At 69.7% G+C, this 13,986-nt stretch carries 13 protein-coding genes; 4 read left to right on the forward strand and 9 right to left on the reverse strand.

Going from position 1 to position 13,986, the window contains the following annotated elements:
* Positions 1–94: 94 nt before the first annotated feature.
* The 6 genes from FEZ32_RS12525 to FEZ32_RS12545 all read right to left on the reverse strand — a co-directional run bounded on the left by FEZ32_RS12525 (position 95) and on the right by FEZ32_RS12545 (position 5,923).
* On the reverse strand, positions 95–850 hold the full coding sequence (locus tag FEZ32_RS12525) for a succinate dehydrogenase/fumarate reductase iron-sulfur subunit (RefSeq protein ID WP_097827794.1): 756 nt from the start codon (positions 848–850) through the stop codon (positions 95–97).
* Complete coding sequence (locus FEZ32_RS12530) at positions 847–2,811, reverse strand: fumarate reductase/succinate dehydrogenase flavoprotein subunit (RefSeq protein ID WP_028703681.1); 1,965 nt, start codon at positions 2,809–2,811, stop codon at positions 847–849. The genes FEZ32_RS12525 and FEZ32_RS12530 overlap by 4 nt, the downstream gene beginning before the upstream one ends.
* Entirely contained in the window at positions 2,808–3,467 is a 660-nt protein-coding gene (locus tag FEZ32_RS12535; RefSeq protein WP_236082641.1) for a succinate dehydrogenase cytochrome b subunit, read from the reverse strand. Before FEZ32_RS12535 ends, FEZ32_RS12530 begins: the two co-directional genes overlap by 4 nt.
* Before the next feature lie 214 nt (positions 3,468–3,681).
* Positions 3,682–4,272 (reverse strand): pyridoxal-dependent decarboxylase, encoded by a 591-nt coding sequence (locus FEZ32_RS14095; protein WP_269471507.1) that lies wholly within the window; start codon positions 4,270–4,272, stop codon positions 3,682–3,684.
* Entirely contained in the window at positions 4,181–5,149 is a 969-nt protein-coding gene (locus tag FEZ32_RS14100; RefSeq protein ID WP_276338766.1) for a pyridoxal-dependent decarboxylase, read from the reverse strand. Before FEZ32_RS14100 ends, FEZ32_RS14095 begins: the two co-directional genes overlap by 92 nt.
* A gap of 39 nt (positions 5,150–5,188) precedes the next feature.
* Complete coding sequence (locus FEZ32_RS12545; protein ID WP_138680723.1) at positions 5,189–5,923, reverse strand: NUDIX hydrolase; 735 nt, start codon at positions 5,921–5,923, stop codon at positions 5,189–5,191.
* A gap of 116 nt (positions 5,924–6,039) precedes the next feature.
* On the opposite strand from FEZ32_RS12545, the gene nadA reads away from it, so the two are divergent.
* The 3 genes from nadA to nadC all read left to right on the forward strand — a co-directional run bounded on the left by nadA (position 6,040) and on the right by nadC (position 9,874).
* Positions 6,040–7,101 (forward strand): quinolinate synthase NadA, encoded by a 1,062-nt coding sequence (gene nadA / locus FEZ32_RS12550; RefSeq protein ID WP_138680724.1) that lies wholly within the window; start codon positions 6,040–6,042, stop codon positions 7,099–7,101.
* Positions 7,098–8,846, forward strand: a complete 1,749-nt coding sequence (gene nadB, locus FEZ32_RS12555) for an L-aspartate oxidase (protein ID WP_138680725.1) — start codon at positions 7,098–7,100, stop codon at positions 8,844–8,846. Before nadA ends, nadB begins: the two co-directional genes overlap by 4 nt.
* Positions 8,847–8,989: 143 nt before the next feature.
* Positions 8,990–9,874 carry a carboxylating nicotinate-nucleotide diphosphorylase gene (gene nadC, locus FEZ32_RS12560; RefSeq protein ID WP_028703678.1) on the forward strand — a complete coding sequence of 295 codons (885 nt, stop codon included), beginning with the start codon at positions 8,990–8,992 and terminating at the stop codon, positions 9,872–9,874.
* 134 nt (positions 9,875–10,008) lie between these two features.
* Here the strand turns inward: nadC and FEZ32_RS12565 are convergent, their stop codons facing one another.
* A complete protein-coding gene (locus FEZ32_RS12565) occupies positions 10,009–11,400 on the reverse strand; it encodes a glycine--tRNA ligase (protein WP_028703677.1) in 1,392 nt (463 codons plus the stop codon).
* Positions 11,401–11,578: 178 nt separating this feature from the next.
* Here FEZ32_RS12565 and FEZ32_RS12570 point away from each other — a divergent pair, with 178 nt between their 5' ends.
* Positions 11,579–11,995 (forward strand): Fur family transcriptional regulator, encoded by a 417-nt coding sequence (locus FEZ32_RS12570; protein WP_028703676.1) that lies wholly within the window; start codon positions 11,579–11,581, stop codon positions 11,993–11,995.
* A gap of 145 nt (positions 11,996–12,140) precedes the next feature.
* On the opposite strand, the gene FEZ32_RS12575 is transcribed toward FEZ32_RS12570, so the two are convergent.
* Entirely contained in the window at positions 12,141–13,472 is a 1,332-nt protein-coding gene (locus FEZ32_RS12575; protein WP_138680726.1) for an ISL3 family transposase, read from the reverse strand.
* A gap of 98 nt (positions 13,473–13,570) precedes the next feature.
* Positions 13,571–13,906 carry a hypothetical protein gene (locus tag FEZ32_RS12580; RefSeq protein ID WP_097798976.1) on the reverse strand — a complete coding sequence of 112 codons (336 nt, stop codon included), beginning with the start codon at positions 13,904–13,906 and terminating at the stop codon, positions 13,571–13,573.
* Between the last annotated feature and the right edge of the window lie 80 nt (positions 13,907–13,986).

Consider the following 13,986-nt stretch of genomic DNA (forward strand, 5'->3'; position numbering starts at 1 on the left):
GGTGTCGACGACCACCCGACCGCCCGAGGGCGCGGTGAGGACAAGAGGAGGGACAACAGGCACCGGGTCATGCTACCCGGCACCGCGGGCCGGCTCAGTCGTCCCTGTTGCGCCCCCGCAGGCCGGCGCGCAGCCGCTCCCGGTTGACCGTGGCCACCGCGGCCAGCGGAATCCCGGCCGGGCACACCCTGGCGCACTCCCCGTACAGCGAACAGGGGCCGAACTGCTCGTCGAGGGCGTCAACCATCCGGCGCGCCCGTCGTCCGCGCTCCTGACGGCCCTGGGGCATCCTGGCCAGATGGGCCAGCTCCGCCCCGGCGAAGAGCATTGCCGCGCCGTTGGGGCAGGCCGCCACGCACGCCCCGCAGCCGATGCAGGCGGCGAAGTCGAGGGCCTCCTCGGCCTCGTGGTGGGACTGGGGGGCGGCGTCGGCGTCGGCGGCGGTCCCGGTCATCACCGCGACCGTCCCGCCGGCGCGCACCAGGGAGTCCAGTCCGGAGCGGTCCACCGCCAGGTCCCGGATCACAGGGAAGGCGGCGGCCCGGAACGGCTCCAGCCGGAAATGGCTGACGCCGGGGAAGGCCCGCAGGTGCTGGCGGCAGGCCGGGGTGTGGGGCACCGGGCCGTGCGGTGTCCCGTTGACGAGGAACCCGCAGGACCCGCAGACCCCCTCACGACAGTCGGACTCGAAGACCACCGGTTCCCCGCCCTGCTCGATGATCTGGTCATTGAGTCGGTCGAGGAGCTCCAGCAGGCTCATCTCGGCGGTGGCGTCCTCCACGGTGTGGTGCTCGAAACGTCCGGACGCGCGGGGGCCGTCCTGACGCCAGACCTCCAGTGTCACTCTCATCGGTAGTCCCTCACCTGCAGCTTGATCAGCGAGAAGTCCAGGGGCTCGCTGTGGCGGACATGGTCACCCTCGGGGGTCGTCTCCCAGGCCGAGACGCTGCGCCAGTGGTCGTCGTCGCGGCGGGCCTCGCCGTCCTCGGTGGCGTACTCGGTGCGGAAGTGTGCGCCGGCCGACTCCCGGCGGTCCAGGGCGTCCAGGATCATCGTCTCGCCGAGCTCGATGAAGTCGGCGACCCGCCCGGCCCTCTCCAGCTCCTGGTTGAGCCGGTCGCCCTCACCGACGACCAGGACGTCCTGCCAGAACTCGGTGCGCAGCGCGCGGACCTTCTCCAGACCCTCCATCAGCCCCTGCTCGTCGCGGCTGACCCCGCAGTGGGCGTAGAGGATGTCGCCGAGTCGGCGGTGGAACCACTCGGGCCGGTGGTGGCCGCCGACCGCCAGCAGCCGCTCGACCCGGCGTCTCACCTGGTCGGCGGTGGCGAGAGCCTCGGCGGAGTCGACCGGGAGCACCGGCTCTCCGACCAGACCGGCCAGGTAGTTCGGCACCGACAGGGGCAGGGTGAACCAGCCGTCCACCGATGCCGACAGCAGCGAGTTGGCTCCCAGTCGGTTGGCGCCGTGGTAGTTGTTGGAGGCCTCCCCGCCCACGAACAGGCCGGGGATGGTGGTCATCTGGTCGTAGTCGACCCACAGCCCGCCCATCGTGAAGTGGGCTCCCGGCGCGATCCTCATCGGCACCCGGTAGGGATCCTCCCCGGTGGCGTCCAGGTACATCGAGAACAGGTTCCCGTAGCGCTCGGCGATGGTCTCCCGACCCAGCCGGGCGATGGCGTCGCGGAAGTCCAGGTAGACCGAGTTGTGCAGCGGTCCGACGCCGTGGCCGGAGTCGATCTGGCTCCGGGCGTTGCGGGAGGCGACGTCGCGGGGGGTGAGGTTGCCGAAGGCCGGGTAGCGCCGTTCCAGGTAGTAGTCGCGCTCCGCCTCGGGAATGTCGTTGGGCGGCCGGTCGTCACCGGGGCGCGCGGGCACCCAGATCCGACCGTCGTTGCGCAGCGACTCGCTCATCAGTGTGGTCTTGGACTGCCATGTCGAGCTCACCGGCAGGGCGGTGGGATGGAACTGGACGAAGCAGGGACTGGCGAAGTAGGCGCCGCGACGGTGCGCCCGCCAGGTGGCGGTGGCGTTGGAGTTCATCGCCAGGGTGGACCAGTGGTAGACCGACCCGTACCCGCCGCTGCACAGGATGACGGCGTGGCCGGTCCAGGTGCTGATCTGCCCGGTGAGCAGGTCGCGGGTGACGATTCCCTGGGCGCGTCCGTCGGCCACCACCAGATCGAGCATCTCGGTGCGGGTGTGCATGTGCACGGTGCCGGCGTCCACCTGCTCCTGGAGGGCCTGGGCGCAGGCCACCTCGAGCTGCTGTCCGGTCTGGCCGCGGGTGTAGTAGGTCCGTGACACCTGCACCCCGCCGAAGGAGCGGGTGGCCAGCTGGCCGCCGTACTCGCGGGCGAAGGGGGCGCCGATCGCGTACATGTGGTCGATGACGCGCACCGACTCGGTGCCCAGTCGCACCGCGTCGGCCTCCCGTCCGCGGTAGTCCCCGCCCTTGACGGTGTCGGTGACGAAGCGGATCAGGGAGTCGCCGTCGACCTTCCTGGCGCGGGCGGCGTTGATCCCTCCCTGGGCGGCCACCGAGTGGGCGCGACGCGGCGAGTCGTGGAAGCTGAAGCACTCGACCCGGTAGCCGAGCTGTCCCAGGCTGGCGGCGGCCCCGGCACCGGCCAGTCCGGTCCCGACGACGATCACCGTCATCTTGCGGCGGTTGGCGGGGTTGACCAGCCGGTACTGGTCCTGACGCCGCTGCCAGGCGGTCAGCGGATCGCCGGGCGGGGCGTGGCCGTCCAGTTCGGTCCCGATCCGGTATCCGGCGACGGGCTGGTCGGCAGGTGCTGGGCCGGTCATGAGATCACCCCGGTGAGAATGAGGATCGGCAGGGTTCCGTTGCCGATGACGACGGCCAGTGCGACGAGCAGACCGACCAGCAGCCAGATCCGGCGAAGCCGGGGGCCGGTGCCGCCCAGATCGTTGATGACGTTCCAGATCCCCTGGGCCAGATGGACCCCGATCACCAGCATCATGAGGCTGTAGTAGATCGCCATCGGCGGCCGGGAGAGGCTGGCCACCAGGTTCTGGTAGGCGTGGACGTCGACGTCGGCGGGTCCGGTCCTCACCGGCGCCCGGAAGCTCGAGGACTCCAGCCCGGCGCCCAGGGTGAGGTCCAGCAGGTGGACCACGACGAAGCCCAGCAGCAGGATCCCGGAGAGCAGCATGGTCCGCGCCCCCCAGGTGAGGCCGGCCATCCCGCGGCGCCGGTGCCCTCCCCGGCTGCGCCGACCCCGCCACCAGATCAGCACTCCCGCCCAGACGTGGGCGACCAGGCAGCCGAGCAGGACGATCCGCAGGATCCACAGCACCCCCTCGTAGGGGATCAGGGGGTGGGCCAGCACGCGCAGGAAGCGGGCGTAGGAGTTGAACTCCTCGGGCCCCATCAGCGCCTTGAGATTGCCGATCATGTGGACCAGGACGAACAGCGCGAAGATCGTGCCGGTCACCGCCATGACGACCTTGAGGGTGACATTGGAGGGTCTGAGCCTGGCGTGCCGCACGGTGACGACGGCGTCCCCCTGCGCTGCGGGCTCGTCGGTTCTGCTGGCTGTCCGGTCAGTGACGCTCATGACCTCGCTCCGTTCCAGGCCGGGTCCGCCAACCCTATCGGAGGGCTTTGCCGGCCGGGCGCCGGGGCCTCATCGGATGGTTGGCGCGGGGTCCCCCTCAGTGGTGGAAGGCGGGGGCGTGGCCGACCCTGGGCATCGGGGAGTCCAGCGAGTCGAGATAGTCGACCTCGTCCCGCAGATCGGCCAGGAAGGCGTCGGCCAGATCCTGGCTGAACCCGTTGCGCACCACGATCCGCTGGACAGTGAGATCGGTGAGGTCGGCGGGCATCGGGTAGGCGGGCACCAGCCATCCCTTCATCCGCAGCCGGTCCCCCAGGTGGTGGAGATCCCAGTTCTCGGTGTGGCCCGGGCGCAGGCTCCAGGCGAAGACCGGGATGTCGGATCCGTCGTTCCACAGCTGGAAGGCCGGCATCACGCCGATCTGGGCGGCCAGCCCCGTGGCGACGTCACTGGAGGTCTGCTGGACGCGCCGGAAACCCTCGAACCCGAGCCTCAGGAACATGTAGTACTGCAGCAGGACCTGGGCCCCGGGCCGCGAGAAGTTCAGCGCGAAGGTGGGCATGTTGCCGCCGAGGTAGCTCACCGTGAAGACGAGGTCATCGGGCAGGTACTGGCTGTCGCGCCAGACCACCCATCCCAGGCCCGGGTAGACCAGCCCGTACTTGTGGCCGGAGGTGTTGATCGACACCACCCGGTCCACCCGGAAGTCCCACTCCAGATCCGGCTGGAGGAAGGGGGGCGATCATCGCCCCGGAGGCGCCGTCGACGTGGATCCTGACGTCCAGCCCGGTGCTCTCCTGGATGGCGTCCAGAGCCGCCGAGATCTCGGCCACCGGCTCGTACATGCCGGTGTAGGTGACCCCCATGATGGCCACCACGCCGATGGTGTGGTCATCGACGTACTCGTCCAGCCGGTGGCCGTCCAGCACCTTGTGGTCGGCCGAGACGGGCACCTGGCGCATCTCGACGTCCCAGTAGTTGCAGAACTTCTCCCAGCACACCTGGACCGCGCTGGACATCACCAGATTGGGTCGGTCCGCGCTCCTGCCGGCCGCTCTGCGGGCGTGGGTCCAGCGACGTTTGAGGGCCAGCCCGGCGAGCATGCAGGCCTCCGAGGAGCCGATGGTCGAGGTGCCCGGGCAGCGCTGAGGATCGGGGGCGTGCCACAGGTCGGCCAGCATCCTGGCGCACCTGGTCTCGATCTCGGCGGTGCGCGGGTACTCGTCCTTGTCGATCATGTTCTTGTCGGCGGCCTCGAGGTAGAGGCGGTTGGCGTCGTCGTCCATCCAGGTGCCGACGAAGGTGGCCAGGTTGAGCCGTGCGTTGCCGTCGAGCATCGCCTCGTCGTGGACGATCTGGTAGGCCGTCTCGGGCAGACTCTCCTGGCGCGGGAGCCGGAATCGCGGGAGCTCGGTGGTCTCCCCGGGTCGAGCGAAGACCGGATTGAGGGCGACCGACTCCTCGTCGGGACGCGGGACCTCGGCTGCCTGTCTGCGGGACGGTCCCGAATACTCCTTCCCGGTGGTGCCCGTCCCGATGTGTGCTGGCCCGGTGTGTGCTGACATGGCGGCCCCTTCGCGACGCGTGATCGACTGCCCCCATCCTCACACTGTCGGGTTCCTGCCGGGGCCGAGGACGGCGAATGGGTCGGTGACCCGATAGCTGTCCTCGGTGAACCGCCAGGTGCTGGGCGGCCGACCGCCCCTGGCGCCGGCCTCCCCGAGGGTCCCGACCCGTGCGATCTGACCCCGGCGGCGCAGCACCCGCGACAGATTGGTGACGTCGATCTCGCGTCCGAGGACCGCCTCGTAGATGCCGCGCAGGGTGGCCATCGTGAACTCCGGCGGAGCCAGGGCGAGGGCGATATTGGTGTAGGACACCTTCCCGCGCAGCCGGTCGACCGCCTGGCCGACCACCAGATGGTGATCGAAGGCCAGATCGGGCAGCTCGGCGACGGCTGTCCAGCGCGCTCCCGACTCGCGGGGCCGGGCGTCCTCCCAGGGCACCAGCCCGAGGTACGCGGTGGCGATGGTCCGCTCGAAGGGATCGCGCCCGGGATCGGACAGGGTGGCCAACTGCTCGCAGTGCCTCAGCGTCTCCAGGCCCAGCTGTTCCCGAAGATGGCGGGCCAGGGCCTCCTCCATCGTCTCGGTGACCTCGACCGGCCCGCTCGGCAGCGCGAACTTCCCGGCGAAGGGCTCGCGGTCCCGGCGTCTCACCAGGACCTGCAGCTCCGCCGGACGACCCGGCGATCCCACCGGGCCGGCCCGCAGCACCACCCCCAGCACCTCGTGGCGATACTTGGCCACTCCCCGCTGGTCCCGCAATGGTGCCCTCATCACGTGGGGCATGTTACAGTTCCCCTGTTTTCGACTGATCGTCGATAACTTTTCGACTACCAGTCTTCAACATGTCTCCCGCATCTCTCCCTCAACTCTCCAGAATCGGAGTGCCGATGACCACCACACCGTCCGCGACCGGATCAGCGCCGACCCGCTCACCCCTCCCAGGTTGCGCCGACCTCCTCACCGACGACACGACAGACCGCACCGCCGGGTTCGACGAGTGGGCCGATCAGGTCCGCACCGCCGCCCGCGCCCAGAACGCCGTGATCCTGGCCCACAACTACCAGCACCCCGACATCCAGGACGTCGCCGACCACGTCGGGGACTCGCTGGCGCTGTCACGGATCGCCGCTCGGACCGACTCCTCGACCATCGTCCTGGCCGGCGTCCACTTCATGGCCGAGACGGCCAAGATCCTGTCCCCCGACAAGCGCGTCCTCATTCCGGACGCGCGGGCCGGGTGCTCGCTGGCCGACTGCATCACCGCCGAGCAGGTGCGCGACTGGAGGGCCCAGTACCCGGGCGCGGTGGTGGTGAGCTATGTCAACACCACCGCCGCGGTGAAGGCCGAGAGCGACATCTGCTGCACCTCCTCGAATGCGGTGGAGGTGGTCCGCTCGATCCCCTCCGCCACCGATGTGCTGTTCTGCCCCGACCAGTTCCTCGGCGCCCATGTGCGCCGCACCCTGCACCGCGACAACGTCCACACCTGGATGGGCGAGTGCCACGTGCACGCCGACATCTCTCCGGACAGCCTCATCGAGAGGGTCCACGCCAACCCCGGGGCCGATCTCTTCGTGCACCCCGAGTGCGGGTGCACCACCAGCGCCCTGTGGCTGGCGGGGCGTGGAGAGCTACCCGCCGAGCGCACCCACATTCTGTCCACCGGCCAGATGCTCACCGCGGCGAGAACCACTGGTGCCAGCACTGTTCTGGTGGCCACCGAGGTCGGGATGCTGCACCAGCTGCGACAGGCCAACCCGCGGGCCAGCTTCCAGCCGGTCAACGCCGGGGCGATCTGCCCCTTCATGCGGATGACCACCCGGGACAAGCTGCTGCGCTGCCTCCAGGAGGGCCGCGACGAGGTCCTGGTCGACCCGGTGATCGCCGCCCGGGCGCGACTGGCCGTCGAGCGGATGATTGCCATCGGCAGCACCGGGGGCCGGCGATGACCTCCCCCTCCGGCACTCAGTTGTTCCCGGGCTCCCCCGGCTCGTCTGCCTCCCCCGCCTCGTCTTCAGCCCGTGCCTCGTCTGCCTCCCCTGCCGGCGCCGGTGCGGGCCGGCGCTGCGACGTCGTGGTGGTCGGCACAGGGGCCGCCGGACTGTCGACCGTCCTGGGACTGCTGGCCTTGGGACTCGAGGTCGCCGTCGTCACCCGGGCAGGACTGACCGACTCCTCGACGGACTGGGCCCAGGGCGGTCTGGCCGCGGTCTGGGCGGCCGGCGACAGCACCGGGGCGCACCGGTCCGACACCCTGGCAGCCGGAGCAGGGCTGTGCGGGCGGCAGGCCGTCGCCGAACTGGTCGACGGCGCCCCCGGCGCCGTGCGTCGACTCATCGATCTGGGCGCCCGCTTCGACACCGACTCCCTGGGGCGTATCGACCTGCATCTGGAGGGCGGCCACCACGCCCGCCGGATCCTGCACGCCGGCGGGGACCAGTCCGGTCACGAGGTGGAGCGGACCCTGAGCAGCGCTCTGGACAGCGCCCTCGCCGCCTCGGGTGCGGGAGAGCGCCTGCAGATGCTGTCGGGCACCCGGCTGATCGACGTCCTCACCGACTCTCAGGGCCGCGCCTGCGGAGTCTCGGTGCTGGAGGCCGACGGCGGAACCGCACGGATCGGAGCTCGGGCGGTGGTGCTGGCCACCGGTGGGATCGGCCAGCTGTGGCCGACCACCACCAATCCCCCGGTCGCCACCGGGGACGGCCTGGCCGCCGCCCTGAGGGCCGGGGCAGTGTGTCGCGACGCCGAGTTCATGCAGTTCCACCCGACCATCCTGGTGGTTCCCCCCGCCCGTCGGATCCCCGGCGACCGCGGTGTGCTGATCTCCGAGGCGGTTCGTGGAGAGGGGGCATTCCTGGTCGACGGGAGCGGACGCCGGGTGATGACCGGGGTCCACCCGCTCGCCGATCTGGCACCCCGCGACGTCGTCTCCGCGGCCGAGCAGATGCGGATGATCGCCACCGGGGAGGACCATCTGTTCCTCGACGCGACCTCCTTCGGGTCCCAACGCTGGGAGCGGTCCTTCCCCTCGATCCTCCAGATGTGCCGCGAGCGTGGGATCGACCCGGTGGTCGAACCGATCCCGGTGCGCCCCGGGGCCCACTACCACTGCGGCGGAGTAGCGGCGACGATGACCGGGCTGACCGGCGTGCCCGGACTCAGAGCCGTCGGCGAGGTCGCCTGCACCGGGGTTCAGGGGGCGAACAGGCTGGCCTCCAACTCCCTCACCGAGGCCCTGGTGATGGGCGAGAGAACGGCCGCGGACCTGGCCGGATGGCTGTCCTCGGCGCCCGCAGCGGGGCCGGCCGTCGAGCGGGCGGCCGCCCGACTGGTCGATCACCGCGAGATCGACCCGATACGAGCGGTGATGGAGCGCGACGTGTCGGTGATGCGGGATGCCGACGGTCTGAGACGGGCTCTGGGCCGGCTGGACGCCACCGCCGGTGCCGACCGTCTCGACGACCTCGTCCTGACAGCGACCAACCTCGCCCTGGTGGGACGGCTGGTGGCCGGTGCGGCCACGATGCGCACGGAGTCGCGGGGCTGTCATCGTCGCCTGGACATCCCCGAGCGGTCGGACGCCTGGCGTCTCCACATCGACACCCGGATGGACTCCTGCGGCGGCCTCGTCCTCACCCGTACCGAACCCGGCACCGACCGTCACGGCGGCCGCGACCAGGAGGCGGCATGACCCTCCGTACTCCCCCTGCCTCCGCAGGTTCCGCTGAGTCCGCAGGTTCCAATGAGCCCACCGCGTTCACAGACTTGGTCGTGTCCGCATGCTCCGCTGAGCTGCCGGGCACCGCTGACTCTCCTGATCCCGCCGCACCTGCCCTGCCGGCCGACCTTCTCGACACCATCGGAGCACTCGGACTGGAGACCGACCTCCTCATCGAGATCACCGACCGAGCTCTGGACGAGGACCTGTCCTGGGGCCCGGACGTCACCTCCGACGCCATCTTCGACGCCGATCAGCGCGGCCGCGCACGAATGGTGTCCAGGGCCGAGGGCTGCCTGGCGGCGGTGCCGGTGGCCTCACTGGTGCTCCACCTGATGGCTGCCCGCAACCACGATCGCGCGCGGAGCACCATCCTGATGTCCGACGGGTCGCGGGTCCATCCGGGCGACATCGTCCTGGAGGTCGAGGCGCCGCTGCGCACCCTGCTGACCGCTGAGCGCACGATGCTCAATCTGGTCGGGCAGCTGTCGGGAGTGGCGACCGCGACGGCGGCCTGGGCCGATGCCCTGGCCGGATCCGGGACCCGGGTGCGCGACACCCGCAAGACCGTCCCGGGGCTGCGCGTCCTGCAGAAGTACGCGGTGCGCTGCGGCGGCGGGGTCAACCACCGGATGGGACTGGGAGACGCGGCGCTCATCAAGGACAACCACATCGCGGCCGCCGGATCGGTGCGGGCGGCGCTGGCGGCGGTGCGCACCAGCGCCCCGGGACTGGACTGCGAGGTCGAGTGCGACACCCTCGCACAGGTCTGCGAGGCGGTCTCGGCCGGGGCCGGACTGATCCTGCTGGACAACATGTCGGTCGACCAGATGAGACGGGCGGTCGCTGTGGCCCGACCCGCCGGAGTGCTCACCGAGGCATCGGGCGGACTCCAGCTGAAGGACGCCACGGCGGTGGCGGCCACCGGCGTCGACTATGTCGCAGTCGGCGCACTCACCCACTCTCCGGCGGTGCTGGACCTGGGTCTGGACCTGGTCTGAGACAGACCCCGGAAGCACCGGGACACCATCCCCGGACGACGACTCCCCAGTGCCACCCCGGACGGCGAGGGGCCCCGGAACGCCTGGTCGGCGTCCCGGGGCCCCGGCGGGTGCCCGCAGTGGTGCGGCTGCTGTCAGCAGCCGATGAGGCGAGCTCCGAGATAGGACTCCACCTGATCGATGGCGACCCGTTCCTGGCTCATGGTGTCGCGATCACGGATCGTCACGGCGTCGTCCTCGAGAGTGTCGAAGTCGACGGTGAGGCAGAACGGAGTGCCGATCTCGTCCTGACGGCGGTACCGCTTGCCGATCGCCTGGGCGTCGTCGAAGTCGACGTTCCAGTGCTTGCGCAGGGTCGCGGCGAGGTCGCGGGCCTTGGGCGAGAGGTCGGAGTTGCGGCTCAGCGGCAGCACGGCCGCCTTGACCGGGGACAGCCGCCTGTCGAGCTTGAGCACGGTGCGCTTGTCGACGCCGCCCTTGGTGTTGGGGGCCTCGTCCTCGGTGTAGGCGTCGACCATGAAGGCCATCAGCGACCTGGTGAGGCCGGCCGCGGGCTCGATGACGTAGGGCAGGTACCGCTTGTTCTCCTTCTGGTCGAAGTAGGACAGGTCCTTGCCGGAGTGCTTCGAGTGGGTCGACAGGTCGAAGTCGGTGCGGTTGGCGATACCCTCCAGCTCGCCCCAGTCGGAACCGATGAAACCGAACTTGTACTCGATGTCGACGGTCCGCTTGGAGTAGTGGGAGAGCTTCTCCTTGGGGTGCTCGAAGTGACGCAGGTTGGCCCGATCGATACCCAGGTCGACGTACCAGTCGGTCCGGTGGCCGATCCAGTACTCGTGCCAGTCCTCATCGGTGCCGGGCACGACGAAGAACTCCATCTCCATCTGCTCGAACTCGCGGGTGCGGAAGATGAAGTTTCCGGGAGTGATCTCGTTGCGGAAGGACTTGCCGGTCTGGGCGATCCCGAACGGCGGCTTCTTGCGGGCGCTGTTCACCACGTTCTGGAAGTTGATGAAGATGCCCTGGGCGGTCTCGGGACGCAGGTAGTGCAGCCCGGCCTCGTCCTGGACCGGACCGAGGTAAGTCTTCAGCATCATGTTGAAGTCCCGCGGCTCGGTCCACTGCCCCTTGGTGCCGCAGTTGGGGCAGTTCACCTCGGAGAGCTTCACGGAGTCGGGGTCGTCGACGCCGTGCTTGTTGGCGTACATCTCCTGGAGGTGATCGGCGCGCATCCGCTTGTGGCAGGACAGGCACTCGGTCAGCGGGTCGTTGAACACCCCGACGTGACCCGAGGCGATCCACACCTCCTTGGGGAGGATGACCGAGGAGTCCAGGCCCACGATGTCGTCGCGGCTGGTCACCATGGACCGCCACCACTGACGCTTGATGTTCTCCTTGAGCTCGACCCCGTACGGACCGTAGTCCCAGGCGGCCCGGGAGCCGCCGTAGATCTCGCCGCAGGGGAACACGAAGCCGCGGCGCTTGCACAGATTGGTGACGTTGTCGAGAGTGCTAGTGGAGGCCAAGGCCGTCCCTTTCTTCCAAGTCCTCATTGGAGTGGGCACCAGGATGGCGTCCACGCAATGGCCCACACTACCGGTCCGGGGCGATCGACTGGCCGCCTCGGACCGGAGTCCTCGGCCATCGGGGCCCCGCCGCGCTAGATTGACGGTGTTCACGTGTCCATGACAGAGGTGATGATCCGTGTCGAACCCGGCGGCAAGCCCCGTCAAGCGCACCACCCGGCAGCGTGTCGCCATCAACGATCTGTTCGACGGCGAGCGTGCCTTCCTCACGGCCCAGCAGGTCCATGAGGAGCTGCGCGAGCGCGGCGTCAAGGTCGGACTCGCGACGGTCTACCGCAATCTCCAGGCGATGAGCGAGGAGGGCGAGCTGGACACCATCCGCGCCGAGGACGGCGAGATGGCGTACCGACGTTGCTCCTCCTCACACCACCACCACCTGGTGTGCCGCCAGTGCGGCAAGGTGGTCGAGATCGGCCAGGACCAGATGATCGAGTCCTGGGCGTCCGCGGTCGCTGCTCGTCACGGGTTCAGCGAGACCGGCCACGAACTGGAGCTCTTCGGGCTGTGCGCCGAGTGCTCGAGGGAGAATTCCTGAGACACCGCTCACGCAGCCTCCGGAGCGTCAATCAGCGTCATCGAGAACAGCGCCCCGGACGCACTCGTGGAGCGCCCATGAAGGTGTCGAAGCCGCCCTTGGTGATAATGCGCACCAGATGCATCTCGGGGTTCTGGTTTCCGGCTCATCCGAATCCAGGGTGTGGTCGGGGTCTGAACCCGCCGGTCTCGAGCAGGGATCTGGCGATGTAGTTGGTCAGGTTGCGGAACCCCAGCGCCGAGCCGCGCAGGTGCTCGAGCCTGCCGTTGATCGCCTCGGTGGGCCCGTTGGAGGTGCTGGGCCGGTCGAAGTAGGCCAGGACGTCGGCGGCGCGCTTCTTCAGCGTCCTGCCGAGCTTGGTGATCTCGACCAGGGCCTTGGGGACGCCGGTGCTGATCGAGTCGATGAGCCGGGCCATCAGCTCGCGGCCGTGGCGCCGGTTCTCGTGGCGGTAGGCGGCGATCATGGGCTGGTAGACGCTCCAGGTGACCTCGACCTCGACGTGGGCGTCGTCGGCGAACAGGGTGTCCAGTCGGTCCTTCTGCTTGTCGTTGAGCAGGTCGGCGCCGGTGGACAGGGTCCGGCGGGCCGAGTAGAGCGGGTCGCCGGCACGGCCGCGGTGGCCGTGCAGATCCTGTTGGATTCGACGGCGGCACCGGTCGAGGGCCTCGCCAGCGAGCCTGGTGACGTGGAAGGGATCTAGCACGGTGACCACGTCGGGCAGTTCCTCGACGGCGGCGGTCTTGAACCCGGTGAAGCCGTCCATCGCGACCACCTCCACGCCGTCGCGCCACTCCTGCGGGCGGTCGGCCAGCCAGGTCTTGAACGCCTGCTTGGAGCGTCCTTCGACCATGTCCAGCAGCCGTGCCGGGCCGGTGCCATCTCGCACTGGGGTGAGGTCGATGATCACGGTGACGTACCTGTCGCCGCGACGGGTGTGGCGCCACACGTGCTCATCGACCCCGACGACCTTCACCCCCTCGAAGCGGTGCTCCTCGTCGATCAGCACCCGCTTGCCCTCGGCCAGAACGGCGTCGTGGGCGGTGTCCCAGGCCACCCCGAGCCCCTCGGCGACCCGAGCCACGCTCAGGTGGCGCACCACGATCCCTTCCAGCGCCCACCGCAGAGCGCGCCGAGACAACTCGGCCCGGGGCTCGGCCGCGGCGGTGGTGTCCTGGCGCCACACATACCCGCAGCCGCTGCAGCGGTAACGGCGCACGACGACCTCCAGCGTCGTGGGCCGCCAGCCCAGTGGTTCGTGGGCAAGCCGTCGGACCACGGTGTCACGTGGTCTCCCTTCGCAGCCGCAGCGCCGGCACCACTGGTCGGGCTCGACCACCTGGCAGGCCAATACGGCACGATCCGGCTCGAGTCGCTGCCCGGTGACAACGAGGCCGAGTTCGTCGAGGCGGCAGAAGGCAGTCAGGTCGGGGCTGGCGAACGCATCAGCGCGCCCGCCGACGGTAGCGTCGTGCACGTCGAGGTCTTTCGGGCTGAGTGTGTAGGAGCTCTCATCCTCTGGAGACCTCGACCTCTATCCGGCCACCGACGCGCCGGCCCGCCGCGAGACGTGCGCTACACCCTCATCTGGGAAGAGCCCGGAAAGCGCCTCTTGACGACCCCGCGGGTGACGCCCTTCCAGTCGGTGTTGTCGGTGGCGATGGTGCCCCGTGTGGTGTCCCTGTAGCCGGCCTCGTCGATGTGGGTGGCCTGGCGCGTGGTGTAGTTCCACGGCGCGCTGCTGGCTTCGGAGGTTCGCGGGGCAGCCGCTTCGGGGGCGGGCTCTTGGCGCTCGGGCTGGACGGCCGACGCTTCGGCCTTGGGCTGGACGGCGGGCGCGGGGGTCTGCGGGGTGAACGGGCTGCTTCCTGTGTCGATGGTGTAGCCGTCGACGGAGGTGTAGTCGCGCATGGTTCCTTCTTGGGTTGATCGTTCTAGCGAATGGGTTGGGGTTGGACGTTCGCGGGGGCGGTCGCCCGGGGTCGTGTGGT

Source organism: Acidipropionibacterium jensenii (genome assembly GCF_005890135.1).
In the GTDB taxonomy this organism is placed as follows: domain Bacteria; phylum Actinomycetota; class Actinomycetes; order Propionibacteriales; family Propionibacteriaceae; genus Acidipropionibacterium; species Acidipropionibacterium jensenii.

Coding starts and splice junctions, on each gene's coding strand:
- FEZ32_RS12525 (WP_097827794.1), bottom strand. CDS start 850: ATGAGAGTGACACTGGAGGTCTGGCGTCAGGACGGCCCCCGCGCGTCC.
- FEZ32_RS12530 (WP_028703681.1), bottom strand. CDS start 2,811: ATGACCGGCCCAGCACCTGCCGACCAGCCCGTCGCCGGATACCGGATC.
- FEZ32_RS12535 (WP_236082641.1), bottom strand. CDS start 3,467: ATGGCGGTGACCGGCACGATCTTCGCGCTGTTCGTCCTGGTCCACATG.
- FEZ32_RS14100 (WP_276338766.1), bottom strand. CDS start 5,149: ATGTCAGCACACACCGGGCCAGCACACATCGGGACGGGCACCACCGGG.
- FEZ32_RS12545 (WP_138680723.1), bottom strand. CDS start 5,923: ATGAGGGCACCATTGCGGGACCAGCGGGGAGTGGCCAAGTATCGCCAC.
- nadA (WP_138680724.1), top strand. CDS start 6,040: ATGACCACCACACCGTCCGCGACCGGATCAGCGCCGACCCGCTCACCC.
- nadB (WP_138680725.1), top strand. CDS start 7,098: ATGACCTCCCCCTCCGGCACTCAGTTGTTCCCGGGCTCCCCCGGCTCG.
- FEZ32_RS12580 (WP_097798976.1), bottom strand. CDS start 13,906: ATGCGCGACTACACCTCCGTCGACGGCTACACCATCGACACAGGAAGC.